The sequence below is a fragment of the Echinicola strongylocentroti genome (assembly GCF_003260975.1).
Lineage (GTDB): Bacteria > Bacteroidota > Bacteroidia > Cytophagales > Cyclobacteriaceae > Echinicola > Echinicola strongylocentroti.
This window is the reverse complement of sequence record NZ_CP030041.1, coordinates 64434-90716: the sequence shown is the minus strand read 5'-3', so window position 1 is coordinate 90716 and position 26283 is coordinate 64434. Positions and strand designations below refer to the sequence as shown.

Annotated in this window: 24 protein-coding genes, 5 tRNA genes and 1 pseudogene; 24 read left to right on the top strand and 6 right to left on the bottom strand. The window is 41.0% G+C overall.

All coding sequences use genetic code 11. The features are described from left to right. Positions 1-13 precede the first annotated feature (13 nt). The 3 genes from infC (at position 14) to rplT (ending at position 1236) form a co-directional block, all read left to right on the top strand. The gene (infC, locus tag DN752_RS00415) at positions 14-565 is read left to right on the top strand and encodes a translation initiation factor IF-3 (RefSeq protein ID WP_112782141.1); all 552 of its coding nucleotides are present in this window, start codon (positions 14-16) and stop codon (positions 563-565) included. Positions 566-587: 22 nt separating this feature from the next. Beyond that, positions 588-782 (top strand): 50S ribosomal protein L35, encoded by a 195-nt coding sequence (rpmI, locus tag DN752_RS00410; protein WP_112782140.1) that lies wholly within the window; start codon positions 588-590, stop codon positions 780-782. Between the two features lie 109 nt (positions 783-891). Beyond that, positions 892-1236, top strand: a complete 345-nt coding sequence (rplT, locus tag DN752_RS00405) for a 50S ribosomal protein L20 (RefSeq protein ID WP_112782139.1) — start codon at positions 892-894, stop codon at positions 1234-1236. A 700-nt stretch (positions 1237-1936) separates the two neighbouring features. Here the strand turns inward: rplT and DN752_RS00400 are convergent. Then, positions 1937-2010, bottom strand: a tRNA-Met gene (locus DN752_RS00400). 158 nt (positions 2011-2168) lie between these two features. Here DN752_RS00400 and DN752_RS00395 point away from each other — a divergent pair. From DN752_RS00395 to bshB1, 8 genes and pseudogenes are all read left to right on the top strand, one after another. Continuing rightward, the gene (locus tag DN752_RS00395; RefSeq protein WP_112782138.1) at positions 2169-2564 is read left to right on the top strand and encodes an START-like domain-containing protein; all 396 of its coding nucleotides are present in this window, start codon (positions 2169-2171) and stop codon (positions 2562-2564) included. Between the two features lie 84 nt (positions 2565-2648). Next, positions 2649-4469, top strand: coding sequence for an LptF/LptG family permease (locus DN752_RS00390; protein WP_112782137.1), 1821 nt, complete (start codon positions 2649-2651; stop codon positions 4467-4469). Positions 4470-4548: 79 nt separating this feature from the next. Beyond that, complete coding sequence (rpsO, locus tag DN752_RS00385) at positions 4549-4824, top strand: 30S ribosomal protein S15 (protein ID WP_112782136.1); 276 nt, start codon at positions 4549-4551, stop codon at positions 4822-4824. Between the two features lie 110 nt (positions 4825-4934). Beyond that, positions 4935-7075: pseudogene (gene pnp / locus DN752_RS00380) on the top strand (polyribonucleotide nucleotidyltransferase). Positions 7076-7158: 83 nt separating this feature from the next. After that, positions 7159-8022: a sigma-70 family RNA polymerase sigma factor gene (locus DN752_RS00375; protein WP_015267200.1), complete on the top strand. Its 864-nt coding sequence runs from the start codon at positions 7159-7161 to the stop codon at positions 8020-8022. A 191-nt stretch (positions 8023-8213) separates the two neighbouring features. After that, a complete protein-coding gene (trxB, locus tag DN752_RS00370) occupies positions 8214-9158 on the top strand; it encodes a thioredoxin-disulfide reductase (RefSeq protein ID WP_112782135.1) in 945 nt (314 codons plus the stop codon). 6 nt (positions 9159-9164) lie between these two features. After that, positions 9165-10193, top strand: coding sequence for a M23 family metallopeptidase (locus DN752_RS00365; protein ID WP_112782134.1), 1029 nt, complete (start codon positions 9165-9167; stop codon positions 10191-10193). 63 nt (positions 10194-10256) lie between these two features. Then, on the top strand, positions 10257-10973 hold the full coding sequence (gene bshB1, locus DN752_RS00360) for a bacillithiol biosynthesis deacetylase BshB1 (RefSeq protein WP_112782133.1): 717 nt from the start codon (positions 10257-10259) through the stop codon (positions 10971-10973). A gap of 27 nt (positions 10974-11000) precedes the next feature. On the opposite strand, the gene pdxH is transcribed toward bshB1, so the two are convergent. After that, positions 11001-11636, bottom strand: coding sequence for a pyridoxamine 5'-phosphate oxidase (pdxH, locus tag DN752_RS00355; protein WP_112782132.1), 636 nt, complete (start codon positions 11634-11636; stop codon positions 11001-11003). A 96-nt stretch (positions 11637-11732) separates the two neighbouring features. Here pdxH and DN752_RS00350 point away from each other — a divergent pair, with 96 nt between their 5' ends. The 11 genes from DN752_RS00350 to DN752_RS00305 all read left to right on the top strand — a co-directional run bounded on the left by DN752_RS00350 (position 11733) and on the right by DN752_RS00305 (position 18400). Next, a complete protein-coding gene (locus DN752_RS00350) occupies positions 11733-12302 on the top strand; it encodes a YqgE/AlgH family protein (RefSeq protein WP_112782131.1) in 570 nt (189 codons plus the stop codon). A gap of 55 nt (positions 12303-12357) precedes the next feature. After that, complete coding sequence (locus DN752_RS00345; RefSeq protein WP_112782130.1) at positions 12358-14238, top strand: DUF349 domain-containing protein; 1881 nt, start codon at positions 12358-12360, stop codon at positions 14236-14238. A 465-nt stretch (positions 14239-14703) separates the two neighbouring features. Next, a tRNA-Thr gene (locus tag DN752_RS00340) sits at positions 14704-14776 on the top strand. Positions 14777-14954: 178 nt separating this feature from the next. Then, positions 14955-15027, top strand: a tRNA-Thr gene (locus DN752_RS00335). Between the two features lie 35 nt (positions 15028-15062). Further along, entirely contained in the window at positions 15063-15356 is a 294-nt protein-coding gene (locus tag DN752_RS00330; RefSeq protein WP_211324105.1) for a GIY-YIG nuclease family protein, read from the top strand. A gap of 1 nt (position 15357) precedes the next feature. After that, a tRNA-Thr gene (locus DN752_RS00325) sits at positions 15358-15441 on the top strand. A 35-nt stretch (positions 15442-15476) separates the two neighbouring features. Then, the gene (locus DN752_RS00320; RefSeq protein ID WP_211324103.1) at positions 15477-15770 is read left to right on the top strand and encodes a GIY-YIG nuclease family protein; all 294 of its coding nucleotides are present in this window, start codon (positions 15477-15479) and stop codon (positions 15768-15770) included. A gap of 1 nt (position 15771) precedes the next feature. Further along, positions 15772-15855 (top strand) — tRNA-Thr (locus tag DN752_RS00315). Positions 15856-15970: 115 nt separating this feature from the next. Then, positions 15971-16117: a hypothetical protein gene (locus tag DN752_RS24280; protein WP_162633055.1), complete on the top strand. Its 147-nt coding sequence runs from the start codon at positions 15971-15973 to the stop codon at positions 16115-16117. Positions 16118-16353: 236 nt separating this feature from the next. Further along, the gene (locus DN752_RS00310) at positions 16354-16734 is read left to right on the top strand and encodes a PH domain-containing protein (RefSeq protein ID WP_112782129.1); all 381 of its coding nucleotides are present in this window, start codon (positions 16354-16356) and stop codon (positions 16732-16734) included. A 253-nt stretch (positions 16735-16987) separates the two neighbouring features. Then, positions 16988-18400, top strand: a complete 1413-nt coding sequence (locus DN752_RS00305; protein ID WP_112782128.1) for a DUF1593 domain-containing protein — start codon at positions 16988-16990, stop codon at positions 18398-18400. Positions 18401-18723: 323 nt separating this feature from the next. Here DN752_RS00305 and DN752_RS00300 read toward each other — a convergent pair whose 3' ends face one another. After that, positions 18724-20052: an ammonium transporter gene (locus DN752_RS00300; RefSeq protein WP_112782127.1), complete on the bottom strand. Its 1329-nt coding sequence runs from the start codon at positions 20050-20052 to the stop codon at positions 18724-18726. Positions 20053-20874: 822 nt separating this feature from the next. Between DN752_RS00300 and DN752_RS00295 the strand changes: the two genes are divergently transcribed. Continuing rightward, entirely contained in the window at positions 20875-21954 is a 1080-nt protein-coding gene (locus tag DN752_RS00295; protein WP_112782126.1) for an AI-2E family transporter, read from the top strand. Between the two features lie 477 nt (positions 21955-22431). On the opposite strand, the gene DN752_RS00290 is transcribed toward DN752_RS00295, so the two are convergent. Next, a complete protein-coding gene (locus DN752_RS00290) occupies positions 22432-22992 on the bottom strand; it encodes a type 1 glutamine amidotransferase domain-containing protein (protein ID WP_112782125.1) in 561 nt (186 codons plus the stop codon). A 321-nt stretch (positions 22993-23313) separates the two neighbouring features. On the opposite strand from DN752_RS00290, the gene DN752_RS00285 reads away from it, so the two are divergent. Beyond that, positions 23314-23754, top strand: a complete 441-nt coding sequence (locus DN752_RS00285; protein ID WP_112782124.1) for a rhodanese-like domain-containing protein — start codon at positions 23314-23316, stop codon at positions 23752-23754. A 342-nt stretch (positions 23755-24096) separates the two neighbouring features. On the opposite strand, the gene DN752_RS00280 is transcribed toward DN752_RS00285, so the two are convergent. Beyond that, positions 24097-24993 carry a metal ABC transporter permease gene (locus DN752_RS00280; RefSeq protein WP_112782123.1) on the bottom strand — a complete coding sequence of 299 codons (897 nt, stop codon included), beginning with the start codon at positions 24991-24993 and terminating at the stop codon, positions 24097-24099. Further along, entirely contained in the window at positions 24990-26282 is a 1293-nt protein-coding gene (locus DN752_RS00275) for a metal ABC transporter permease (protein WP_112782122.1), read from the bottom strand. The genes DN752_RS00280 and DN752_RS00275 overlap by 4 nt, the downstream gene beginning before the upstream one ends. Position 26283: the final 1 nt, after the last annotated feature.

Genomic DNA, 26283 nt, shown 5'->3' with positions numbered 1-26283 from the left:
AACCATAACTATTTTGAGAGGAAGAAAACCGTTTAAACCGAGACGAGAAGAACCATATAAAGTAAACCAAAAGATCCGCGCCAGAGAGGTAAGGGTAGTAGGTGATTTTGTAGAAGGAGGCAATGTGGTCATGTCTACAGATGAAGCCATCAAAATTGCCCAGCAGCAAGATCTTGATCTCGTCGAAATTTCTCCAAACGCTAATCCACCTGTCTGTAAGGTGATTGATTACGCGAAATTTAAATATGAACAGAAGAAGAAGCAGAAAGAAATCAAAGCCAATGCTGCCAAAACTGTTCTTAAAGAAATCAGGTTTGGTCCGAATACGGACGACCATGATTTTGACTTTAAATTAAAGCACGCCATGAACTTCCTTAAGGATGGGGCAAAAGTGAAGGCTTACGTACACTTTGTAGGTCGATCGATTGTCTTCAAGGAAAGGGGAGAGATGTTGTTGTTGAAATTCGCACAATCACTTGAGGAGTATGGACAGGTAGAACAGCTTCCCAGAATGGAAGGTAAGCGGATGAATATGTTTATTGCTCCAAAAGCAAGTAAGAAATAATTTCAACAAATAATACAGTGTTATGCCTAAAGTAAAAACTAAATCAAGTGCAAAAAAACGATTCAAATTATCTGGATCGGGAAAAATCAGAAGGAAACATGCTTATAAAAGCCACATCCTGACTAAGAAAGAGACCAAAAGAAAGAGAAATCTTACAAAAATGGGCGAAGTTCATGAGTCAGATGTGAGCCGAGTAAAAGACATGTTGAGAATCTGATTGTCAACAAATCAAAATTAAGGTTTATTTATTCACCAGATGCTTGGTATGTAAAAAGAGCGAAGTGACATGGTCATGATGCCACCAAGAGTCAAAAAATCATCAAATTATGCCAAGATCAGTAAACGCAGTCGCGTCAAGAGCAAGAAGAAAAAAAGTACTTAAAGCTACTAGAGGTTATTTCGGAAGAGGTAGCAACGTATGGACAGTAGCCAAGAACAAATACGAAAAAGGTTTACAGTACGCTTATAGGGATAGAAAAGCTAAGAAGAGAGAGTTCAGAAAGCTTTGGATCCAGCGTATCAATGCCGGTGCCAGAGAACAGGGCATTTCTTATTCACAATTCATGGGTCTGCTCAAGAAAGCAGAAGTTGAGCTGAACAGAAAAGTTTTGGCCGACCTTGCTATGAATCATCCAGAGGCATTTAAAGCTGTAGTTGAAAAAGTAAAGTAAGGTGCACTAACTTACGATACCGAAAGCCCCTCGATCGAGGGGCTTTTTTGTTGTCCAATATTTTTTTTACAGAAGCATGGTCATATGCTAAATTTCACTATATTACACCAAGCAGAAAGCAAAATGATCGCCAATATCAAGCAAAAGGCGGCTTTTAAATAGCTAAAGACTAGAAAGCTAAAGCTTTAGGTACACCCCTCCAGAAAAAAAGGGATGGTAAAGGGTAAGCATAATTTTAATCACCAGTAGCTAGCCAATACTGTTAAATAAAGCTTATTGTTCTGTAGAATTTTCTTTAATAAAACCCAGTATACTAAACTGGAGATTTTACTTAGCCAACGACACAGGAAGGTTTAACTCAATGAGGTATCCCCTGATAAATCACGTCCATACAGGAACACGTACATTAAAACAGTCAGGTAGGGATGTCTACAGCGGAAGCAAAAGCAGGAGGTATACGATTAGATTTGGTAACAGGTCAGTCCTTGAAATCTTTTGAAAATGAAGTTAAGTCATTCCTGTATAGATTTCCCCAGAGTGGGCAGAGTATAATACAAAATGGAAAAAGGAGAAGTCATGAGAGAAAAGATAAAAAAGGTGTATAAAACAAAAAAGGCTCCCCAAAAGGAAGCCTTGAATGTAGCGAGGACGGCAGTAAAACCTGTGTCCACCGCGGCGGATATGAATCCTGTGCTCTTTGTAGCGAGGACGGGAGTTGAACCCGTGACCTCAGGGTTATGAATCCTGCGCTCTAACCAACTGAGCTACCTCGCCGTAAAAACTCTTAAGAGTTTTCCCTAACAAGTAAACGATAGCGCTGGTAAATGCTATCTCCTTGCTGAATGGGAATGCAAATATGTAGGGTAATAAGGTTAAATGCAAGTCTTACGGATGAAAAAAGTTAACTTTTTACAGAATTAAATTTTAAAGTTATGGTTAAGAATAAGTTTGTTGCTGACTATCAGATAAATGCTTCAAAAAAAATAATTTTCCCTTATATAAGTACCGCCAGCGGTCTTTCGGAGTGGTTTGCTGATGATGTCAGTATTGATCAAGATAAAAATTTCCACATAGAATATGACGGTGTGGATCATTATGCAAAGGTAGTGGCCATAAGGACGAATCATTCAATTAAATTTGAATTCTTCGATCCCAATATCCCAGAAGAAGATGACCATTCGTTCGTCGAGTTAAGGTTGGAAGAAAACGAGCTTACCCAGACACTGTTCTTGAAAGTGATCGATTACAGCGATAGTTATGATGAGGATGAACAAGAAAAAATCTGGGAAGGTCTTATCATGAACCTTAAAGAAATTATAGGTGGATAATTAAGGTGATCGTTATCATTTTTCATTTAATATGATGAACTTAGTGGCTTCATATTACGTGAAAACCGGTGGTAGTTACGCCTCATGAAAAAATTAGATAAATTAATTTTAGGGTCTTTTATTGGCCCATTTTTATTGACATTTATTGTAGTAGATTTCATTCTGCTGACAGTCAACATGCTCAAATACTTCGATGAGATCTTTGGAAAGGGGTTGGGATTTGGAGTGTACATGGAACTGATCAGCTATTTTGTGATTTCCATATCCCCAATGGCACTGCCATTAGCGGTTTTGCTTTCAGCATTGATGACCTTTGGTAATCTGGGAGAGCATTTTGAGTTGACGGCGATCAAGAGTAGTGGTATATCCCTGCTGCGGGCGTTATTGCCTATTGGTATCTTTGTTTTGGGACTTTCTTTTGCTGCGTTTTATTCCAATAATTACCTCGTGCCAAAAGTGAACTTAAAAACTTTTAGTTTACTATACGACATAAGGATGAAATCGCCAGCCTTGGACATTAAAGAAGGTGTCTTTTATAATGGCATACCAGGATATAGCATTAAGGTAAACCGGAAGGTCGATGACGTTCGCCTTAGGGATGTAATAATCTATGACCACACTGGAAACAATGGTAATAATGCCATAATTCTTGCCGATTCAGGAAGAATGGAACCTTTTTTTAACGATCGCTATATGATGCTCACCCTCTATAATGGGTACAACTATAACGAAGAGAATCCCAAAAGAGGCATTAGAGGAAAACCGGCGCCTTTTACCAGAACAAAATTTGATGTCAATAAAATCGTCTTTAGTCTTGATGCTTTCGAGATGAACAGGACCCCCGAAAACCTGTGGTCATCAAATCGATCTATAAAAAATATCAATGAGATCAAGGCCGATGTAGACAGCATGTCCAATCAATTGGTGAATTACCAATATTATAATTATGCCCAGTTAAAATCTGCCTATTCGTTTTTTACGAAGCAAAGGGAAATAGAAATCCCCTCAGACCTGCAACGGAAAAAAGCCCTTGTAGACTCACTGAAAAACATTCAGTGGAAAGAAAAAAACAGACAAGACCGATCACCTGGATTAAAAGGGGGGACATCCTCAACTATGCCGGCCGAAGATGAAGATGAGGAAGCCACAGAGGATAGTGCTGAAGTAAGCAGGAATCCCAACGAACGCCCGGTTACCGTCAGCAGGAAAGCTTCCCAAAATGAAGTCAATGACCTTGGAGCCATAGTGGAAAAGGAAAAGAATAACGAAGACACTTTACCAGCAGGACCAGCGCCTCCTGAAGGTGATAGCACAGCTCAAAACAAGGCCAAAAAGCTTCTTGCTGAAAAGCAACAACGAGAAGAAGCCATAAAACAAGCTTACCTTAGCTTCTCTGATGTACAGATCGCAAAAATCGACTCTGTACTGAAGGGAGGGAACTATATGAACAGGGCGGCCACCATAGGACTTCAAAGTGCCCGAACGCTAAAGAACAACTTCAGTAGTAACATGGGTAATCTATCCAATCTATCACGGGAAAAGCGCCGGTTTCAGATTTCTTGGTACCAAAAATACACCCAAGCATTTGCCTGCATCGTGATGTTTATGATAGGGGCGCCACTGGGAGCCATCATCAAAAAAGGAGGCTTGGGTATGCCGGTGCTGGTGTCCATTATCTTTTTTATCATTTTCTATATGCTTACCATTACTGGTGAAAAATGGGCCAAGGAAGGCATGGCCAATCCACTGTTCGGGACGTGGTTTTCGAACTTGGCTTTACTCCCGATCGGTTTTTTCTTTTTGAGACAAGCTCGGAAAGATGCACGTATCTTTGATCCAGATATTTATTATGCATTTTTGGAGCGGATCAAACAGCGCTTGAATATAAAATCGAGCAAAAAGTGATCTTCCACTTTCCTATTAAAAATAATCCTTCTATCTTTGTACCTGCTTTAAATATTCATAAAACTAATTTTAGCTAAGCATGTATTTAACTACAGAGAAAAAAGAAGAGCTGTTTAAGAATCATGGTCGGTTAAAATCTGATAAAGACACAGGATCTCCTGAGTCTCAGATTGCGCTATTCACTTACAGAATCAAGCACTTGACCGATCACTTGAAAAACAACAAAAAAGATCACTCTACAAGATTGGGTCTATTGAAATTGGTAGGTAAGCGCAGAGCCTTGTTAAACTATCTTTTGAAGAATGATATTGAAAGATACAGGGCGATCATCGCTGACTTAGGATTACGTAAATAAGCTTAACGTGAGGTTCCCTGATTGGGGAACCTTACTTTTTTTTTGATTTCCCCCTTTATTTAAACCTTACTTTTAAAACTTATCCGAAGATTTATTCTTAAAAAGAACGTATGTTACCAAACGTAATTTCAAAAACTATCACCCTAGAGGATGGTAGAGAAATCATTATTGAAACCGGTGCATTGGCCAAGCAAGCAGACGGAGCCGTCGTTGTAAAAATGGGCAGTGCAATGCTTCTGGCAACCGTTGTTTCTAAAAAAGAAGCTGGAGAAGGGGTAGACTTTCTCCCTATGTCAGTTGACTACCAAGAAAAATTCGCGGCATCGGGAAAAATTCCGGGGGATTTTTGAAGCGAGAAGGAAGGTTATCCGATTACGAAATCCTGATCAGCCGAATTGTGGACAGGGCCATCAGACCGATATTCCCTGATGACTATCATGCAGACACCCAGATCATGATCACCTTGATGTCATCAGATGCTGAGGTGCTCCCTGACTGCTTGGCCGGCTTGGCTGCTTCTGCAGCATTGGCCGTTTCTGACATTCCGTTCAATGGCCCCATATCTGAGGTACGGGTAGCAAAGATTGACGGTGAATTGATTCTCAACCCATCTCCAATGGAATTGGAGAAAGCAAGTCTTGAGTTTATCGTAGCAGGATCCTTAGACTATATTCTTATGGTAGAAGGTGAAGCTGATGAAATCTCCGAAGATGAGATGGTAGAGGCGATGCAATTTGCCCACGAGGAAATCAAGAAGCACTGCCAGGTACAAAATGAACTTACCAAGCTAGTAGGTAAAGAACAAAAGCGTGAATATTGTCACGAAAAAGAAGATAAGGCTCTTTTTGAGAAAATGAGAACAGAGCTGTACGACAAATGCTACGAAGCAGTCAGTAAGCAAGTTCCCAACAAAACAGAAAGAAGTGAGGCGATCGATGCGATCAAAGAAGCTTTTGTCGAAAGCTTGGGAGAAGAGCATGAATACGAAGAGGACCTAATCGGCCCATATTTCAAGAAAATCCATAAAGAGGCAGCCAGAAACCTAACGCTTGACGAGAAGAAGCGTTTGGATGGAAGAAAGCTTGATGAAGTTAGACCGATTTGGTCTGTGGTGGATTATTTACCTTCTGCTCATGGATCCGCGGTATTTACACGTGGGGAAACACAATCGGTAACGACTTGTACACTTGGCACGAAGCTTGATGAACAAATGGTCGATGGTGCTGTCATCTCCGGATACAATAAGTTTTTCCTTCACTACAATTTTCCAGCATTTTCTACTGGTGAGGTTCGTCCAAATAGGGGACCTGGTAGAAGAGAAGTAGGACATGGCAATTTGGCCATGAGAGCATTGAAAAAGGTGCTTCCTGGAGTGGATCAAAACCCATATACCATTCGAGTCGTATCAGATATATTAGAGTCTAACGGTTCTTCTTCCATGGCTACTGTATGTGCAGGGTCATTGGCATTGATGGATGCCGGTATTCCGATCAAAGCTCCTGTTACGGGTATAGCGATGGGAATGATTTCAGATGCCGAGACGGGCAAATATGCTATTCTGTCTGATATCTTAGGTGACGAAGATCACCTTGGAGATATGGATTTTAAGGTGACTGGAACCGAAAAAGGAATTACCGCTTGCCAAATGGACCTCAAAGTAGAAGGTCTTGATTATAACGTGCTAAAAGAAGCACTCTTCCAAGCCAAGGACGGAAGGCTACACATCCTAGAGGAGATCAACAAGACACTTGCTGCTCCGAAACCGGATCTGAAGCCACATACCCCGAGGTCTTATAACATGACCATTCCTAAGGAATTGATCGGTGCGGTGATCGGGCCAGGAGGTAAAGTAATCCAGGAAATCCAAAAAGATACTGGAGCTACCATAGTCATAGAAGAAGTGGATAACTCTGGTAAGATCAACATCTTCTCCAATAACCAAGAATCGATGGACAGTGCCATCAGCCGAATAAAGGCAATCGTGGCACAACCCGAAATCGGAGAAACTTATACTGGTAAAGTGAAAAACATTATGCCGTTTGGTGCGTTTGTAGAATTTATGCCAGGTAAGGATGGTTTACTTCATATCTCTGAGATCAAGTGGGAGAGATTGGAAAACATGGATGGAGTGCTAGAGCCGGGAGAAGAAATAATGGTGAAGCTTATCGATGTTGATAAAAAGACGGGCAAATTCAAATTGTCAAGAAAGGCACTTTTGCCAAAACCAGAAAAATCTGGAAATAAAGATTAAATTATCAAGTCAATTACTAAATTGAACTTATTTAAGATAAAAATCTGTTATAAGTAAGTCCTAACAAAAAAAGAAATTCCTGAATGAGGCAGCTTAAAATTAGCAAACAGATCACAAATCGAGAGAGTCAATCGCTCGATAAATATTTACAAGAGATTGGTAAAGTAGACCTACTTACAGCAGATGAAGAGGTGGTACTTGCCAAGAGAATCCGAGAAGGTGATCAACTTGCTCTTGAAAAATTAACAAAAGCAAACTTGAGGTTTGTGGTGTCTGTGGCCAAACAATACCAAAATCAAGGTTTGTCATTGGGTGATCTAATCAATGAAGGAAACTTGGGCCTTATCAAGGCTGCACAACGCTTTGATGAGACCAGGGGCTTTAAATTTATCTCTTATGCAGTTTGGTGGATCCGTCAATCCATTCTGCAAGCATTGGCGGAGCAATCCAGAATTGTGAGGTTGCCGCTCAATAGAGTAGGCTCCCTGAACAAGATCAGTAAGACTTTCAGTGAGCTGGAACAGCGTTTTGAGCGTGAGCCATCTCCGGAAGAACTTGCTGAAGTACTGGAAGTCACCGCTGGAGAAGTCGTGGATACGATGAAGATCTCTGGTCGTCACGTGTCCATGGATGCTCCTTTTGTACAAGGCGAAGAAAATAGCCTTTTGGATGTATTGGAGAACGATGGCGAAGAGAAGCCAGATGACGGGTTGATGAATGATTCTTTGAGAAAAGAAGTACAACGTGCTCTTTCGACGCTGACACAGCGGGAAGCCGATGTTATCACGCTTTATTTCGGCCTTAATGGTGAACATGCCATGACATTGGAAGAGATAGGTGAAAAATTTAACCTCACCAGAGAACGGGTACGGCAGATCAAAGAAAAAGCCATCAGGAGATTACGACATACTTCAAGAAGTAAAACGTTGAAACCTTATTTGGGATAAAGACCAATATATTGAAGAAAAAAGGGGCTATAGCCCCTTTTTTTGTATATAATCACCTGACACATTTTATTAGAGTTACCAAACCTATTTACTATAAAGAATTTAATTTTCCTTTTAGGGAATTTTAACGTTGGTAAGCTTTGTTAAAAAGATTAAAATTCTAAAATTTGCCAACCAAAAAACACTGGTCAATGAATAAAGAAGCAGAAAAAATCAAGGTTTTAATTGTTGGTTCTGGGCCTGCAGGCTATACAGCAGCCATTTATGCATCCAGAGCTGGTCTCAGCCCGATCCTTTACACTGGCGGCCAACCAGGCGGGCAGTTGACGATCACCAATGACGTGGAGAATTATCCTGGCTATCCAGACGGCGTCATGGGACCACAGATGATGGAAGACTTCAAAAAGCAAGCTGAGCGGTTTGGCACTGATGTGCGCTATGGTATGGTGACAGCAGTGGACTTCACACAACGCCCGCATAAAGTAACGGTGGATGATAAAGATGAAATCCTTGCTGATACCGTGATCATATCTACAGGTGCCTCAGCCAAATGGCTAGGTCTGGAAAGCGAAACCAGGTTGAACGGAAAGGGAGTTTCTGCTTGTGCAGTGTGTGATGGCTTTTTCTTTAGAAACCAAAAAGTAGCTATCGTGGGAGCAGGTGACACAGCTTGTGAAGAGGCTTCATATTTGGCCAATATATGTGAAAAAGTTTATATGCTTATACGCAGGGATGAGATGAGGGCTTCTCAAATCATGCAAAAACGCGTAATGTCCAATCCCAAGATAGAGATTTTGTGGAATACAGAAACAGAAGAAATTATTGGAGAAGAGGAAGTAAGTGGTGTCAGGGTAAAGAACAATAATACTGGTGAAGAAAAAGAACTCGAAGTAACAGGCTTTTTTGTGGCCATTGGCCATAAACCAAATACAGATATATTTAAGGATTATTTGGACATGAATGCGGCAGGTTACATCATTACCCAGCCAGGCAGTACTAGAACCAATATAGATGGGGTATTTGCTTGTGGCGACGCCCAAGACCATGTGTACAGACAAGCTGTGACAGCAGCAGGTACAGGGTGTATGTCAGCGCTGGACGCGGAGCGTTTTCTCGCAGAAAAAGAGTTGGCATAAATACGAATGGGCATTAGAATAGTCATTTTATTAATAATTGGTCTGTGCATGAGCTTGTCCCAAGCCCATGCACAGATTTTTCCTAAAATTATAAAAAAGGATAAAACGCAGCCTGTACAGGTGCCTGATGCCCGTAAATTAGAGACCTTTGATGTCCAAGAGTACCTTTATAATCTTCAAAGGGGCACTGATTCCCTTATTTACAAGGATAAAGTGGACCTCCGTAGGCGGCTCAGCACCGTGAGTGAAGATACGTTGTCCCTGATTTGGGCACCTACCCATCAGCTGGCCCAAGTTTCAGAAAGAATTCTAATTGACAGTATCTGGATCACAGCCTATGAATATTATTCCTCTTGGGACAGCCAACGGATAGATAGTTATGGTTTTGAGCCGAAAGAGTTTAAGGATACAGTTTATATCAAGCTATATGATCCTTTTTTCGGAACCAATTGGAGTAGTCCCTTAGATCACACCAAAATCAACTCGGAGTTTGGATTTAGGAGATATAGGTGGCACCATGGCACTGATTTGGACCTGAATAGGGGAGATCCCGTTTACAGTGCATTTGACGGGATCGTCCGGATGAGGTCATATGATCGGTATGGTTATGGTTATTATCTGGTGGTAAGGCATAAGAATGGCTTGGAAACGCTATATGGCCATCTCTCAAAATACAATGTAGAAGTAGGCCAAGAAGTAGAAGCCGGTGAATTGATTGCTTATGGAGGCAGCACTGGTAGGAGTACGGGGCCTCATTTGCATTTTGAGGTGCGGTATCAAGGATTATCCATCAACCCTACCGAACTGTTTGATTTTTCTGTTGGAAGGCTCAAAAGCTCTGTGTATACCGTGACAGCTAGTAGCTTTGAACATATCATTAAAATGAGACAAGCGGTGTACCACAGGGTAAGAAGCGGTGAAAACCTCAGCGTCATAGCCAACAGGTATCGTACTTCTGTGAGGAGTATCACCCGTTTAAACCACATTTCCTCAAAATCTATTCTCCGCGTAGGACAAAGATTAAGGATCCGATAAACTTTTTGGGTAAGCTTTGGTGTTTTACTACAACTTTATCAATCTAAACATTATTAAGTCGTTATGAAATTAGATATACTGGCTATAGCCGCTCACCCAGATGATGCTGAATTATCGTGTTCTGGAACCATCGCAGCTCATGTCAAGGAGGGGTACAAAGTCGGAGTATTGGACCTTACCCAAGGCGAAATGGGCACTCGTGGGACACCGGAAATCCGCTTGGAGGAGTCAGCAGAAGCTGCTAAGATACTTCAGCTTTCTGCTAGGGGTAACCTAGGTTTTAGGGACGCATTTTTCACAGATGATGAAGCCCATCACCTTGAAGTAGTCAAAATCATCAGAAAATACCGGCCTGAAATAGTCTTGGCCAATGCCGTTACGGATAGACATCCTGACCATGGAAGGGGAGGTGCTCTAGCCTCAAAAGCATGTTTTATCAGCGGACTGAGAAAGGTAACTACTGAACTGGAAGGAAAACAACAAGAAGCCTGGCGACCAACGTATGTCTATCATTACATACAAAATAATTATATCAAACCTGATTTTGTCTTTGATATTTCTGAATTTTGGGAAGATAAATTGAACAGTATCAAAGCCTTCAAGTCACAATTTTTCGACCCCAATAATAAGGAACCAGAAAGCTTCATTAGTAGCAAAGAGTATTTTGATTTTGTGGAAGCGAGGGCCAGGGAGTTTGGTCATATGATCAACAAAAAATATGGCGAAGGATATACGGTAGAAAAAACAATAGGCGTCAAAAATTTATTTGATCTGAAATAAAACAAGGAAGGCGAGTCCTTCCTTGTTTTATGGTGCCAGTCTTTTTTTAATCCAATTCCCGCCATCTTGGAACTGGTATGCAATTCTATCATGCAAACGTGATTGTCTTCCCTGCCAAAACTCGATACGGTCAGGCACTACCCGATAACCACCCCAGTGAGGAGGGCGGCTGAGCTGTTCGGATACAAATCTCGCTTGCATTTTCTTCTCCCTTAGCTCCAAGAAACTACGATCTGGAATTTCTTGACTCTGTGGAGATGCCCAGGCTCCAACCTGACTTCCTTTTGGGCGGGACAAGAAGTATTCATCAGACATTTCACGACTAACTTTTTCCGCATTGCCTTCTATCCGGACTTGACGTTGTAGCTCAGGCCAAAAAAATGTCAATGCCACACTTTGGTGCTGCGCAATTTCTTCTCCCTTTTTACTCGCATAATTGGTGTAAAAAATAAAACCAGTATCGATACCTTTTAGTAGCACTATTCTGGCGCTTGGCCTATAATCCGGCCCTACAGTGGCCAGGTTCATGGCATTGGGTTCATTTACCTTTGACAGGATAGCTTCATCCAACCAGATTTGAAATTGGCTTAGGGGAGATGCATCCAGCTTGTTGACATCTAAAGACTTAAGTGAATATTCGGTTCTAATCGAAGCTAAATCCATAATAAAATCAAAATATTATAATCATAAAAGTACTATTAGTAATTGCATTTATGAAATTTTGACCTATATTAAAAGTCGGATATCGAGAATATTTTGATGGAGGAAAACAAGCACATACCACCCCGATCTGGGCAATTGTTGATTTCAGAGCCCTTTTTACAGGATGAGAATTTTGTAAGGTCTGTTATTTTACTGTGTGAGAGCAATGAAAAAGGATCTTTTGGTCTTGTCTTGAACAAATTATCGATATTAAGGATAAAGGACTTGTTGGATGAACTCGATTTTCTAGACATGGAAGTCTATGTGGGCGGGCCAGTAGAGCAAAATACGCTTCATTTTATCTATTGGGGAGAACCTGTAGTGGAAGGAAGCATCGAGCTTGCCAAGGACTTATATTGGGGAGGTAATTTCGAAGAATTTGTCGCTAAATATAAAGCAGGCCATATCGATTTGGAAAACTTCCGTTTTTTTATTGGATATTCAGGGTGGTCAAGTGGGCAACTTGAAAGTGAACTTGCTGAGAAAACCTGGATAATATGTGATGATATCGATGCTGAATCTATTTTCACTTCCTCACCGGATGACCTTTGGAGGGTTGCTTTAAGAAATATGGGAGGAGATTTTCAGGTACTGGCAAATTATCCTATTGACCCAAGATTAAATTAAATTATTTATTACTTTTGTTTATAGCATATTTGGAAAGAAGTACTCATAGCATATTATGGAGAACGATAAGGAAATATCAGAAGAAAACAAGGTGACCCAACAACAGGTAGAAAAGACCGATTTGGGTAATCAGCATGAATCTAAGGACGAGGTAAGTCAAGAAGATGCAAATCCCGAGGAGAACCAACATGACCACGATCATGATGACCACCATGAGGAAGAGCATCATGTAGATTACGGGAATTTCAGCAAAAAACAATTGCTATCAGCCCTTAAAGGACTGATGGAAAAGGGCAATTATGTCAAATATGACCCTGTAGTCAACGATATTAAGACTCATTTTGAGGAAGATCACTTCAATAAAGAAAAGGAGGAAGCGTTAAAAAGTTTTGTTCAAGAAGGAGGTGCTGAAGATGATTTTTTCTATAGGCAAAGTGAAGATGACAAACTGTTTTTTGCCTTATATGGAGAATTCAAGAACAGGAGAAGTTCCCAAATTAAGGAACTGGAAGAGTCAAAAGAAAAAAACCTTTACGCTAAAAACCAAATTCTGGAACAACTGCGTGAACTTGTTGATGGTGAGGAAACTACCCATAGTATCAGTACCATAAAAGATATCCAAAAAGAATGGAAAGAGATCGGTCCGGTCCCTGGTTCGCAAAACAAGAACCTTTGGGCATCTTATAATGCCCTTATGGATCGTTTCTATGATAATAGGAGCATTTATTTTGAGCTGAAAGAGCTGGACAGAAAGAAAAACCTAGAAAGTAAACTGGAGCTTTGTTCCAAAGCCGAAGCCCTAGATAAGGAAGAAGACCTCCGGACAGCCATAAAAACCCTTAATGAACTTCATGAGGAGTTCAAGCATATCGGCCCAGTCCCGAGGGATGAGCAGGAAGCAGTATGGCAACGGTTCAAGGCTGCATCTGATGCGATCTATGCAAAACGCAAGGCTTACTATGAAAGCCAAAAAGAAGTTTTTAAAGATAACCAAACAAAAAAGGAAGAGCTTATCCAAACACTCAATGGTTTTAAGGACTTCAAAGCCAACCGTATCAAGGAGTGGAATGCGAAGACAAAAGAAATTCTTGAGATCCAAAAGCAGTGGGAAGCCATCGGACCTGTTCCGAGAGAATCTGGGCGAGAAATCAACCGGTCTTTCTGGGGAGCATTTAAACATTTCTTCCATAACAAGAACCTTTTCTTTAAGGAATTGGATGAAATCCGAAGAATCAACAAAGAAAAGGCTGAAGAGCTCATCAAAGTAGCAGAATCATACCAAGACAGTACAGACTGGCAAAACACCTCAAATTCCCTTATTAAGCTCCAACAGGATTGGAAAAAGCTAGGGCCAACTCCAGAAAAGGTACGTGATGATCTCTATAAAAGGTTTAAGACAGCGTGCGATACTTTTTTTGACAATAGGAGACAGGCCAACAAGGAAATCAATGAGGAGTTTGATAAAAACTTAACGCTAAAAGAGGAAGTCTGCGAAAAAATTAAATCCCTGCCAGAGGGAGGTGAATTTACAGTAGAAAATCTCGAAAAGTTAGTGGCAGAGTACAATGCCATTGGCTTTGTTCCAAGAAAAAACATCAAAGAAATAGCAAGCAAATTCAATGAGGCGGTAGAATCATGCGTTGAAAAGCTTGATACGGATGGTGAAAATAGGGAAGAGTTCCTATTCAGGCTGAATTTGAACAAGATTCAAGGTGATCCTAATAGTGATCGAGTGTTCAATAAAAAAGAACATGGCATCAGGAAACAAATATCAGATCTGGAAAACAATATTACTTTATGGAAAAATAACCTTGAGTTTTTTGCATCTTCAAAAACGGCTGACAAATTGAAAAATCAATTTGATGAGAAAATTGAAAAAGCTGAAGAAGAAATAGAAAAGCTTAAGAAAAAACTATCCATTTTAAGGGAATTTTAATTAACTAGCAATTAGGGAGATATATTAATCTCCCTAATTTTTTCACCAAATCATTTGGGATCATATACCTATCCATATATATTTGCACTCGCAATAAGGGAAAAGAGAATGAGAAAGTAACTCATTCCATATCTTATTATGTTAATTGACAGATTTTGATCCTTAGTTATCACGACAGCGCATAAGTTATTTAATTATTATTCCATAGCTTATTTATCTGAAAAAATGTAGTGATAATAAATTACACAAAATGTCCTTTTAGGTAATATCCCTGAGGGATAGGCTTAGTGTAAGCAACGTTTTACATTCCATTATCCATCGGAACCGTAGAGCAATTTAAGCCTCCTTGTCCCGATAGTTATCGGGATGGTAGCGTAATAAGCCTCCTTATCCCGATAGTTATCGGGATGGTAGAGTAAATAAGCCTCCTTATCCCGATAGTTATCGGGATGGTAGAGTAAATAAGCCTCCTTAGCTCAGCTGGTAGAGCAACTGACTTGTAATCAGTAGGTCGTTGGTTCGATCCCGACAGGAGGCTCTGTATTTTCGGATAAGCCGAAAAGAGAGAAGTCTTTAAATAAAACTTTTCAAAAAACATTAATTTGTTTAACCTAGGAAATTATCAGGATATAGGAAAGCTTTTGATAATTCCTTAGGTAGTTAAGACAATATAAAATCTCCTTATCCCGATAGCCATCGGGATGGTAGAGTAATAAGCCTCCTTAGCTCAGCTGGTAGAGCAACTGACTTGTAATCAGTAGGTCGTTGGTTCGATCCCGACAGGAGGCTCTTGGCAACCGTAAATCGGTTGCCTTTTTTATTGGATGATGTTCTGGGTTTATATTATATATTCACAAAAAATAGACAGGTTTTATATCGGTTATACCGAGAATTTAACCAAAAGGTTGGAGCAACATAACCACCATACTTTTAAGGACGCGTTTACCAATAGAGCAGCGGATTGGCAATTCTTTTATACCATTGAATGTTCTGGTGAGAAGCAAGCTACCGGGATAGAAGGGCATCTCAAAAAATGTAAATCAAGAACGTATTTAGATAATCTCCGAAAATATCCGGAAATTTCAAATAAGTTAAAAATGCGTTATAGCGGGAGCTAAAGCCTCCTTATCCCGATAGCTATCGGGATGGTAGAGCAACTGACTTGTAATCAGTAGGTCGTTGGTTCGATCCCGACAGGAGGCTCTTGGCAACCGTAAATCGGTTGCCTTTTTTATTGGATGATGTTCTGGGTTTATATTATATATTCACAAAAAATAGACAGGTTTTATATCGGTTATACCGAGAATTTGACCAAAAGGTTGGAGCAACATAACCACCATACTTTTAAGGACGCGTTTACCAATAGAGCAGCGGATTGGCAATTCTTTTATACCATTGAATGTTCCGGCGAAAAGCAAGCTATCGGGATAGAAGGGCATCTCAAAAAATGTAAATCAAGAACGTATTTAGATAATCTCCGAAAATATCCGGAAATTTCAAATAAGTTAAAAATGCGTTATAGCGGGAGCTAAAGCCTCCTTATCCCGATAGCTATCGGGATGGTAGAGCAACTGACTTGTAATCAGTAGGTCGTTGGTTCGATCCCGACAGGAGGCTCTTGGCAACCGTAAATCGGTTGCCTTTTTTATTGGATGATGTTCTGGATTTATATTATACATTCACAAAAAATAGATAGGTTTTATATCGTTTATACCGAGAATTTGACCAAAAGGTGGGGCAACATAACCACCATACGGACAGCGAGAACGGGATAAAAATCCAGATCTGGACAGCTTTGATTCTCAACCTGCTGTTTACAGTTCTCCATAAAAGGATAAAAGAAGCCGAGGATTTTTCTACTGTGGTGATGGTGGTGTAAAAAATTTATCTTCTTATATTAGTCTGGAAAGGTTTCTGCTTCATTCGGAAGCTTACTTTAAAAGTATATTTCAAAAGGACCTTCAAAATATACAAACTGAATTGTTCCTTTCCGGATAGGGGTACTTTTTGACTCACAATAAAAAAGCCTTCCAAATCAAAATTGGAGGGCATAATATTCATCTTCGTAATTTACTCGGACGGCAGTAATTTAGAAAGAAATAAAAATCATACGTTATGGGAATATTTTCATCGCTGCTCGGCAATGCTGGAGCCGTAGAACCTGAGAAACTTCGAGCCGATTACGGTCAGTTGTTGATTGATGGGGAAGAGCTAGAGATTGGGTTTAAGTTGATACGTGATACCTTTATTTTTACCAGTAAACGATTGATTCTGGTGGACAAACAGGGCTTGACGGGTAAAAAAGTGGAATACAAATCCATCACCTATAAAAGCATCACAAGGTTTAGCATCGAGACTGCCGGGACCTTTGACCTGGATGCAGAACTCAAAATCTGGATCTCTGGTGAGCAGCAGCCATCAATGGTGAAGAAGTTCAATAAATCGGTCAATGTTTATGATGTGCAGAAAGTACTAGCACGGCATGTTTTAGGTTGATTATCCATGCTGGACCATCATGAATGATAGAATATTGTATAAACCCGGAATATGCATTAGCCTATCTGTTGCGACCTGAAACTGCTTCAAAATCAGCCGTTTCACTTTAGTTTTCGGCATAACCGTAGCGATGCTACGTTAATGCCTCCAAACTAACTGATTTTCTTGCAATTTCAGCTCTCACTACGATTCCTAACGCATAATCCGGGATAAATTATTGCTAGAGTAGCATGTAACCACCTATAATAACCCTATGAAACGTTTCTTCATCATTTCCGCCTTTGCTTTGTTAATTAGTTTTGGAGAAAGCGCTGCCCAGCAACAATCCATTGACCGTGAGTCAATAGATTCCCCAAAGCCACGGTTAGTGGTCTTAACGGATGTCTCCACTTGGGAAACAGATGATAGTGAATCGCTGGTGAGACTTTTGGTACATGCTGATCTTTACGAAATTGAAGGATTGATCTACACCACTGGCTGGAGCTTGGAGGAGACTGAGGAGGACTTTATTCAATTGATCCATGATGCCATAGATGCTTATGAGAAAGACCTTCCCAATTTGATGAAGAGAAGCGGTCAAAAAGGCTTTAAGGAAGATGAATCTACCCAAAACATGGGCTATTGGCCGAGTCCTGAATACCTGAGGAGTATCACGATGTTTGGTAGCAAGAAAAGAGGCATGGAACATATTGGGGAGGGAAACCAATCACCTGGCAGTGACTGGATCATTGACTTGGCCGATCAAGAGGACGAGCGTCCCCTGTGGATTACTGTTTGGGGCGGAGGCAATACCTTGGCACAGGCGATATGGGACGTGCAGCAGGAGAGGAGTGAAGAAGAACTGAAAGCATTCTTGAAAAAAATCCCCACCTATGCCATTACTGATCAAGATCGTTCTTACAAATCAGGAACGCCCTTTGATATTAGTTCGCATCAATGGTTACGTAGGGAATTTTCAGCGGATCTAATGTTTATATGGGATGAATGTGCTTGGAAATACCAAAACGGAACAGGAAAAGCCAATTGGGAAGAATATGCCCAGCATATCCAAACTCACGGCAATCTAGGCAAGGTCTATCCGAAATACAAATATGGCGTTGAAGGGGATACCCCGGCTTTTTTGCATTTGATGCCCAATGGCCTTAATGATCCTACCAAGCCAGGTCATGTAGGCTGGGGAGGTTATTTTGAATTTGGGATAGGGCCGGATGACTACACCAAGGCCTTTACCAATTGGAGAGGTAAGGCAAAGGAAATCTGCTTAAAGTATGAGGATTATTTTTACCCAGCTACCTTCAATAATTTTGTGGCTCGGATGGACTGGGCAAACACAGGAAAGGGCAATAAGAACCCAATAGTAACGGTAAACGAACACGAAGGAATTTCCATGATCAATTTAAACGCCAAAACAGGCGAAATACTGACGATGGATGCTTCCGGATCAAGTGATCCAGATGGAGACAAGTTGAATTTTAAATGGTGGGTACTTTCAGAAATCAGTGGTTATCAAGGAACGGTAAAGGTAGAGAATGCAACGTCACCAATTGCCAAGATCCATGTTCCATTAGAAGCGACAGGTGCGTCTATTCATTTGATCTGTGAAGTCACTGATGTCGGAGAGCCGCAGCTGACGAGTTACAGGAGGATTATATTGGAAGTGAAATAAGTTGTTTTTTTTATTCCATTAAAATGAGTCTCCTGAATCGTGCACGTAGCCAAGTTTTATAAACAAATTGTTTTGGTGTGCTTTTCCATTAAAAAAGGTCACCCTTCTTGCCAGGTGACCTTTAAACCCGGAATATGCATTAGCCTATCTGCTGCGACCTTAAACTGCTTCAAAATCAGCCGTTTCACTTTAGTTTTCGGCATAACCGTAGCGGTGCTACGCTAATGCCTCCAAACTAACTGATTTTCTTGCAATTTCAGCTCTCACTACGATTCCTAACGCATAATCCGGGTTAAATGCTTTATTACCAAGTTAAAATGCCCTTATGCGGACTCTCCATGTTGGGAGATATCCAATCCGACTTCCTCGTATTCGTCACGGACCCTTAGGGTCACAAATTTGTTCAACACAAAGAAGATGGCGTAGGAAACCACAAAAGAAAATACCGAAACACCTACCAGTACCACCATATGGGAGCCAAAGATTGCCCAACCGCCATGCAATAAACTGGAGCCTTCTGGACTGGCAAAGATGGCCGTCAAAATCATCCCCATAATACCTCCTACACCATGACAGGCAAATACATCAAGGGTGTCGTCCATTTTCTTCAATGACTTTGCAGATAGGGCCAGATTAGACACAATAGCACCGATAAACCCGAAGAACATGCTTTGGGGAACCGTGATGAAGCCAGCCGCAGGGGTGATGACGACAAGTCCTACCACCGCACCGATGCAGGCGCCCATGGCGGTAATCTTACGACCTTGGATCCTGTCAAAGAAGACCCAGGTCATCATGGCCGTGGCAGAGCTTATAGTGGTGGTGGCAAAGGCTACAGCTGCCGTCCCGTTGGCCGCTAGGGAAGAGCCAGCGTTAAAGCCAAACCAGCCAAACCAAAGCATACCTGTTCCCAGCATGATGTAGGTGATATTAGAAGGGGCATGGTGTTGATTGCGACGCTTACCAATGAACATGGCACCAGCCAATGAGGCGAAACCTGCACTGATGTGCACCACCGTACCTCCTGCAAAATCCAATACACCAAAATAGGCACCGATCAATCCATCTGGATGCCAAACCATGTGACAAAGTGGTGCATAAACCAACACACAGAAAAGCCCTATAAAAAACACATACCCAATAAATCGAACCCGCTCAGCAAATGATCCTGTTATGATCGCTGGGGTAATGACGGCAAATTTCATTTGAAAAAGTGCAAACAAAACAAATGGGATACTGCTGGCAATGGTCAAATGGGGCAATTTACCCACTTGGTCAAAAAACATGTATTGGAAAGGATTCCCGATGAGACCATATAACTGTCCATCGATCTCTATACCAATGGGATCACCAAACGCCAAGCTAAAACCCACTACCGTCCAGACCATGGTCACCACGCCCAGTGAGATAAAACTTTGGAGCATGGTAGAAATAAGGTTCTTTTTGCCGACCATTCCTCCATAAAATAACGACAGCCCTGGGGTCATAAGAAGGACCAGGCAAGAGGCTGTCAGTAACCATGCAATGTCCGAAAAAACCAGTTGGTCTTCAGAAGCGAAATTTTCTGCTGCTGGAGCTTCTACTTGCCAAAATAACCCTGCTAAAGATGCTGAAATAATTGTCCCGAAGGCGACTTTCCACTTTTTCTTCATTGTGTTTTTAAAATTTGGCTACAAAACTAATCCAAATTTCTGGTTTTTCAGAATTTTAATCAAAACTTAGCTTGGTTCTAAATAATGTTACGTTTTTATGATTTTTACATAAATTTCCTATTGGAGGATGACTATTAATGGAGCTTTTACCCATTATTCTTCAATAGAAGGATTGGTGGCCGCCTACATATATTAAACCCAGATTCTAAGGCATCGAAAAAGTAACATAAAACAGCTAACTTATTTGATAACCACATAGGAAGATAGAAAACATAGGTTTTTTTGACTAATGATGGAACGCTGATAACGCTGATCAGGCAGATTTTCACTGATTTTTTTAGGTTTTACAACTAGCGGCCAATTGTGGCAGCCTTTTCTACTGTGCCCTATGTGTCTATGTTGTTAACCAATAATTACTTGGAGATGGTATTGTATTTAACCACATAGGAAGATAGAAAACATAGATTTTTTGACTAATGATGGAACGCCGATAACGCTGATCAGGCTGATTTTCACTGATTTTTTTTAGGTTTTACAACTAGCAGCCAATTGTGGCAGCCTTTTCTACTGTGCCCTATGTGTCTATGTTGTTCAACTACATTTGGCATCTCCCCAAAAGCAGCTATCATAAGTGGTGGTGAGTTAAAAACTCAATTTTCGTGGTTCCGCAGCACAGCTGCAGGAACAACAGGTTACTGCTGTGCTCTATGTGCCTATGTTGTTAACCATAAAACCTTTGACTTTAATTACGTAAAAAATAAATATAATAGGTATAGGCACTGTTATTGTACTTTTAAGTTTTTAAAGTTATACATTTATTCTATGCAAAAATTACATATACCTACGTTTCTAAGAGTACTTTTTGTTTTACTATTGATCATTACCATCGTTTTTATAATGATTTTAGGTAAAAAGTTACTTGTGCCATTGATGGTAGCCGGTTTGCTTTCGATCTTGCTGACACCACTTTGTGAGCAACTTGAAAAATGGAAGGTTCCAGAAACCTTAAGTGCACTTTTTTCTTTGCTCAGTGGACTTATCATTGTTGGTGCTATTGTTACCCTCGTTGTACTACAGATCAAAGGGGTAAGTCAAGACCTTGGTGATGTAGGGCAGCGGGCCGATGAGTTTTTTGCCAGTATGAATGGTTTTTTCACCAATAAATTGGGAGTGAATCTTGGCCTGGAAAATGGAATCAATAAAGGACAGATAGTGAGTTTTTTACAAACTGGAGACCAAAGCATTCAAGCGGTTTTGCTCAACGCCATTGGTTCGCTCACGGGACTGGTTTTGACGCCGGTGTTTGTTTTTTTTATGCTGATTTACCGTCGTCATTTAACTTATTTTTTGGTACAGCTTTTTAAAGACCAGAAACAAGATGAAGTAAAAGGAGAGATTTTTAACATTAGAAAAATGGTACAGGGCTATATTATTGGCGTATTGAAGGTGATGGCCATTTTAGCTGTATTGAATACCGGGGCACTATATATTCTAGGGATCAAGCATGCCTTGTTTTTTGGGCTTTTTGCGGCTATTTTGAATATTATTCCTTATTTAGGGCCTTTTCTGGGGGCTATTTTGCCTTTTTTCTATGCCATGTTGACTTCTGATTCGATGTTTTCACCATTTATCATTGTCATTCTATTTACCATCATCCAGTTGGTCGAGAGTAATTTTCTCACTCCTAAAATCGTAGGGGCAAATGTCAATTTAAATGCCTTTATCACCTTGCTTGGACTGTTGTTGGGCGGAGCTATTTGGGGGATTTCCGGTATGATAGTCATTATACCGAGTTTGGCGATTTTGAGGAGGATATTTGAGCTAAGCGAAAGTACCAAGCCCTTTGCTTTTCTTTTGGCTGAAGAAAAAAACAACATTTTTACCAAGAATAAACTGGAATAACTCCGGGTTTAATGATGCCTTATACTTCATGGCAATCTGGGACCAAGCAATATTTCTGGGGAATAATTTTCGACACACTTACTTGAGTTTCTTTCCCTACTGATCATTGAAAAAAGTGCTATTGGTGTGTATTGGGTTTTAGCGTGAATTTATAAGCGCTAGGAAGATGGTTGCTGCTAAAACCAGAAGATTATTTTGATGTTCACCATGGGCGTTGCCCATGGCTAAGGGTGTTACGCCCTTTCAGGGCTTTTTTTATGCTACTTGGCTTTTCCATTTAAAGAAAAAATCAGTGCAAATCATAATCATCTGCGTCATCAGCGTTCTATCAGCACCTAGCTTTTCCGCTTGATCCGTCATTTGCCCATGTCACCTAAACCAAAAGAAGCGTACCCTTTATGGAGAGTACGCTTCTTTACGAGTTACATTTTTATCCCGGTTGATGCATATTCCGGGTTCCCGTTGCACATGTGGTTCTTATAAGGTTTGTTGCATATGAGATCCCTCATATACTTCTTCGACCAGCTTGTTATTGAAAGCTTCCAAATCGCTAGGGCTTCTTGAGGTCACCAGTCCTTGGTCTACTACCACTTCTTTATCAAACCATTTTGCGCCTGCATTTTCCAGGTCTTTCTTGATTGAATGGAAAGAAGTGAGTTTTCTGCCACTAACAGCTTCTGCGTCAATCAACACCTGAGGTCCGTGGCAAATAGCCGCTACAGGCTTATGGGTCCTGAAAAAGGAACGGACAAATTCAATGGCCTTTTGGTTTCTTCTTAGTTTATCCGGGTTGATCACTCCGCCTGGCAAAACCAAGGCATCATAATCACCATCATACGCTTCCGTGATGGCCTTGTCCACTCCAATATCCAAACTCCAGTTGCCATCTTTCCAGCCTCTGATCCTGCCTTCTTCCAGCGATATGATGTCTACTTCGGCGCCACTTTCTTCAAGTGCAAATTTTGGACTGGTCAATTCGCTTTCTTCAAACCCATCGGTTGCTAGAATTGCGACACGTTTGTTCTTTAGATCTTTCATGGTTACTGTGGTTTTGGTTACAAATCTATTTATCAATTCAGGTGATATAACGCAATGACTGTTCCAATGAGGTATGTATTAATCATGTTTTTATATTTTTAACATATATTAAGTCTATTTTTTATTGGTAAATATCAATTTAATTCAAGCAGCTGTATTTACAGCAACACATGGTAAATCATGCAGAACAAAAAAACAATCCTTATTTGCCCAATCCTCGGGTTAAATTAACTGTTATGGAGGACTAGGCATCTAGACACAGTGGATTTTGCAGTTTTCACACGGAAACTGTATGTTTACAACTGATAACGGACCTATATCATGAAAAATACGCAAACAATAGCATTAGCTACCTTAATAATTTTGATAGGTGTTTTTGGCTTCCAGACAAAAGAACCTTGGACTGCCAAGCAAATGGTCTCTCCATATGAGCTGAATAAGCAGATGCGTTTAGACGATAAAACTATCCCTGTTTTACTCAGTGTGGGACCGGAAGCGGTGATCGAGGGATCTGTGGATATTGGGCCTGGGCAAGATGGAAAGAATATTGATAAATTGATCCAACGAGTGGAGAAGCTGGACAAAGATCAGGAAATTATCATTTACTGTGGTTGCTGCCCGTTACAAAAATGCCCCAATGTGAGGCCTGCATTTAAAGCACTAAATGACCTGGGCTTTAATCAGCATAAATTGTTGGCCATTCTAAACAACATCAAGACAGACTGGATCGACAAAGGATACCCAACTGCTCAAACAGAGTAAACCGGGCTAAACCCGAGGTATACACTAGATGAGTTTGCCTTGGTACTGCGGAGTATATGGTCTGAATAACTAATTAACTTGACAGTATTTACTATGCTGATTATAAGCCACTTACTCGAAGTCAACAAAGTAGAACTTTATTTATTGAACAAAGGTCAATAATCCCGGTTTATGCATTAGGAATCGTCATGAGGTTTGAAACTGCAAGAAAATCAGACTGTTTGGAGATTGAGGCATAGCACCGCTATGGTGAAATCGAAAACAGCAGCGAAGCAACTGATTTTGAAGCAGTTTCAGACCGCAATAGATAGGCTAATGCATATTCCGGGATAATATTGGTTTTTATTTAATAGATGGTTTGGCCTTGGCCAGCTTTTTCTTAATTCGGGGAATTTGCTTGTGTTGCAGGATGACAGTCGTAAAAAAGAAAAAACCTGCTACCGTAGCCATGGCTCCAGCTATGGAGCTGTTGAGAAAGTACGCTAAGTAATAACCCAAAAACGAAATAACAACTCCTAAGATTACGGTCAATCGGATCAGTTTGTAAAGGTTCTTTGTCCAGAGATAAGCGGTGGCGGGTGGCACGACCATCAGCGCTACCACCAAAATAGCTCCCACCGCTTCAAAAGAACTGACAGTCGTATAGGACACCATGCCCATCAAGGCATAATTCACCCCGACAGTACTTAAGCCTATAGTAGCGGCAAATTCCTTATCGAAGGTGCTTATCTTTAACTCTTTGAAAAACACGGTGACAAAGCCAATTACCAACACCATATTGATCAGGGAAAGATAGGTTACCCTTGGCCCCATGATCTTTCCTGTCCCAGTGATCCACAAGTCAATGGGCACATAAGCTATCTCACCGTACAGCACACAGTCCTGATCAAGGTCGATTTCATTGGCCAAAAAGGTGATCATGATGATACCGATCGCAAAGAGTGAAGTAAATGTAATCCCGATGGAAGCATCAGATTGTAGTTTTGCTTTATTGCTCAGGTATTCGATAAATACCGTGGCGATGATCCCCACCAGTCCTGCACCAATGACCATGGTCAGTCCATGACGGCTTCCCGATACCAAAAAAGCAATGACAATTCCAGGCAATACAGCATGGGAAATGGCGTCTCCAGTCATGGCCATTTTGCGGAGCATCAGAAAAACCCCCAACAACCCACATGAAATGGCAATCATGGATCCAGTGGTGATGATCAGAAATGCATTTGGGTCAAAACTCATGATTTATCTTGGTCTCGTGGAATAATGGATTGGTGTGGATCTTCTTGGGGAAAGTTCAAGTTTTTGTCCAATTGTTTTTCTAGCTCAGGAGTGATGATGTGCTCCAGTTTCTCGGCACTGTCATGAACATGATCAGGAGCGATGTTCATGTATTCGGTCATGTACAGCTCCCACAAACGGTGTAGCCGAACGATTCTACCGGCTTCTTTAAGTCCTTGTTGGGTTAGTGAGATGACTGATTGACTTTCGGTGATATAATTGTTTTTTTCCAATTTGTTGATGGCAGACTGCGTCCTAAAGCTTTTTCCGGGGAAGTTGGCATGGACATCTGGAGTGGCCAGACCTTCCTTACCTTTTTCATTGGCGGCAAACAGCGCTTTTAGAATATGATCGCGATGGATCTTGCGTTGATAATTTCTTTTGGCAATCCACTTGGTAAGGATTCCTTTTTTGGTGGAGAAGAAAAACGATAAAAAGGCGATCAGAGAAAGTACGATGACCACCCAAGGTCCGGTGGGCATATGGGGCAGCACAAATGAAATATAGGCACCGACAATGCCGGAAATCACCGAAAAGATGACCGCGATCAAGAGCATTATGCTAAGACGATTGGTCCAAAATTTGGCGGCAGCAGCAGGGGTGATCAATAGCGCCGCCATTAGCACCACACCAATGGCCTGGATGCCAGTCACCACTGCCAGCACCATGAGTGAATTAAACAAAAATTCAAGTCGCTTGACCGGAAGTCCAATACTTTCTGCAAAAGACCGATTGAACACCATAAGTTGGAATTCCTTATAAAAAAGCAATATCACTATGATGATGGCCAAAGCCAAAAAGCCATAAACCCATAAGTCCTGACCGACAATGGAAATGGCATTGCCAAAAATAAAATGGTCCAAGCCTGAAAGGGAGGCATTTCCGGTTTGCTGCAGCTGGGTCATCATCACGATCCCTACGCCAAAGAATATCGACAATACTGAAGCAATGACCGTGTCTTCTTTGAGCTTGGTGTAATTGGATACCCAAGTGATGGCATAGGTGGACAAGGCACCCGTAACAAAAGCCCCGGAAACGATCCAATAAGGATTTTTGCTACCCGAAAGCATAAATGCCAAGCAGACCCCGGGAAGAACTGCATGTGAAATGGCGTCGCCCACCAATGCCTTTTTGTCCAGAAAGGTGAATGTCCCCACCATGGCAGTACTAATGGACAGCAAAACGATGCCTGTGACGACCATAAGGACGTTAGGATCCTGAAAGGAAAAGAAATAGATGAATTCTTCCATA

What these genes read in the sequence shown, in the direction of transcription:
- DN752_RS00285 (WP_112782124.1), top strand. Translation starts at nt 23,314, where the DNA reads ATGAAAAATACGCAAACAATAGCATTAGCTACCTTAATAATTTTGATA.
- trxB (WP_112782135.1), top strand. Translation starts at nt 8,214, where the DNA reads ATGAATAAAGAAGCAGAAAAAATCAAGGTTTTAATTGTTGGTTCTGGG.
- rplT (WP_112782139.1), top strand. Translation starts at nt 892, where the DNA reads ATGCCAAGATCAGTAAACGCAGTCGCGTCAAGAGCAAGAAGAAAAAAA.
- pdxH (WP_112782132.1), bottom strand. Translation starts at nt 11,636, where the DNA reads ATGGATTTAGCTTCGATTAGAACCGAATATTCACTTAAGTCTTTAGAT.
- DN752_RS00330 (WP_211324105.1), top strand. Translation starts at nt 15,063, where the DNA reads ATGATGTTCTGGGTTTATATTATATATTCACAAAAAATAGACAGGTTT.
- DN752_RS00320 (WP_211324103.1), top strand. Translation starts at nt 15,477, where the DNA reads ATGATGTTCTGGGTTTATATTATATATTCACAAAAAATAGACAGGTTT.
- DN752_RS00395 (WP_112782138.1), top strand. Translation starts at nt 2,169, where the DNA reads ATGGTTAAGAATAAGTTTGTTGCTGACTATCAGATAAATGCTTCAAAA.
- bshB1 (WP_112782133.1), top strand. Translation starts at nt 10,257, where the DNA reads ATGAAATTAGATATACTGGCTATAGCCGCTCACCCAGATGATGCTGAA.
- DN752_RS00365 (WP_112782134.1), top strand. Translation starts at nt 9,165, where the DNA reads ATGGGCATTAGAATAGTCATTTTATTAATAATTGGTCTGTGCATGAGC.
- DN752_RS00390 (WP_112782137.1), top strand. Translation starts at nt 2,649, where the DNA reads ATGAAAAAATTAGATAAATTAATTTTAGGGTCTTTTATTGGCCCATTT.
- DN752_RS00295 (WP_112782126.1), top strand. Translation starts at nt 20,875, where the DNA reads ATGCAAAAATTACATATACCTACGTTTCTAAGAGTACTTTTTGTTTTA.
- DN752_RS00345 (WP_112782130.1), top strand. Translation starts at nt 12,358, where the DNA reads ATGGAGAACGATAAGGAAATATCAGAAGAAAACAAGGTGACCCAACAA.
- rpmI (WP_112782140.1), top strand. Translation starts at nt 588, where the DNA reads ATGCCTAAAGTAAAAACTAAATCAAGTGCAAAAAAACGATTCAAATTA.
- DN752_RS00290 (WP_112782125.1), bottom strand. Translation starts at nt 22,992, where the DNA reads ATGAAAGATCTAAAGAACAAACGTGTCGCAATTCTAGCAACCGATGGG.
- DN752_RS00275 (WP_112782122.1), bottom strand. Translation starts at nt 26,282, where the DNA reads ATGGAAGAATTCATCTATTTCTTTTCCTTTCAGGATCCTAACGTCCTT.
- DN752_RS00350 (WP_112782131.1), top strand. Translation starts at nt 11,733, where the DNA reads ATGGAGGAAAACAAGCACATACCACCCCGATCTGGGCAATTGTTGATT.
- DN752_RS00375 (WP_015267200.1), top strand. Translation starts at nt 7,159, where the DNA reads ATGAGGCAGCTTAAAATTAGCAAACAGATCACAAATCGAGAGAGTCAA.
- DN752_RS00305 (WP_112782128.1), top strand. Translation starts at nt 16,988, where the DNA reads ATGAAACGTTTCTTCATCATTTCCGCCTTTGCTTTGTTAATTAGTTTT.
- DN752_RS00300 (WP_112782127.1), bottom strand. Translation starts at nt 20,052, where the DNA reads ATGAAGAAAAAGTGGAAAGTCGCCTTCGGGACAATTATTTCAGCATCT.
- DN752_RS00310 (WP_112782129.1), top strand. Translation starts at nt 16,354, where the DNA reads ATGGGAATATTTTCATCGCTGCTCGGCAATGCTGGAGCCGTAGAACCT.
- DN752_RS00280 (WP_112782123.1), bottom strand. Translation starts at nt 24,993, where the DNA reads ATGAGTTTTGACCCAAATGCATTTCTGATCATCACCACTGGATCCATG.
- rpsO (WP_112782136.1), top strand. Translation starts at nt 4,549, where the DNA reads ATGTATTTAACTACAGAGAAAAAAGAAGAGCTGTTTAAGAATCATGGT.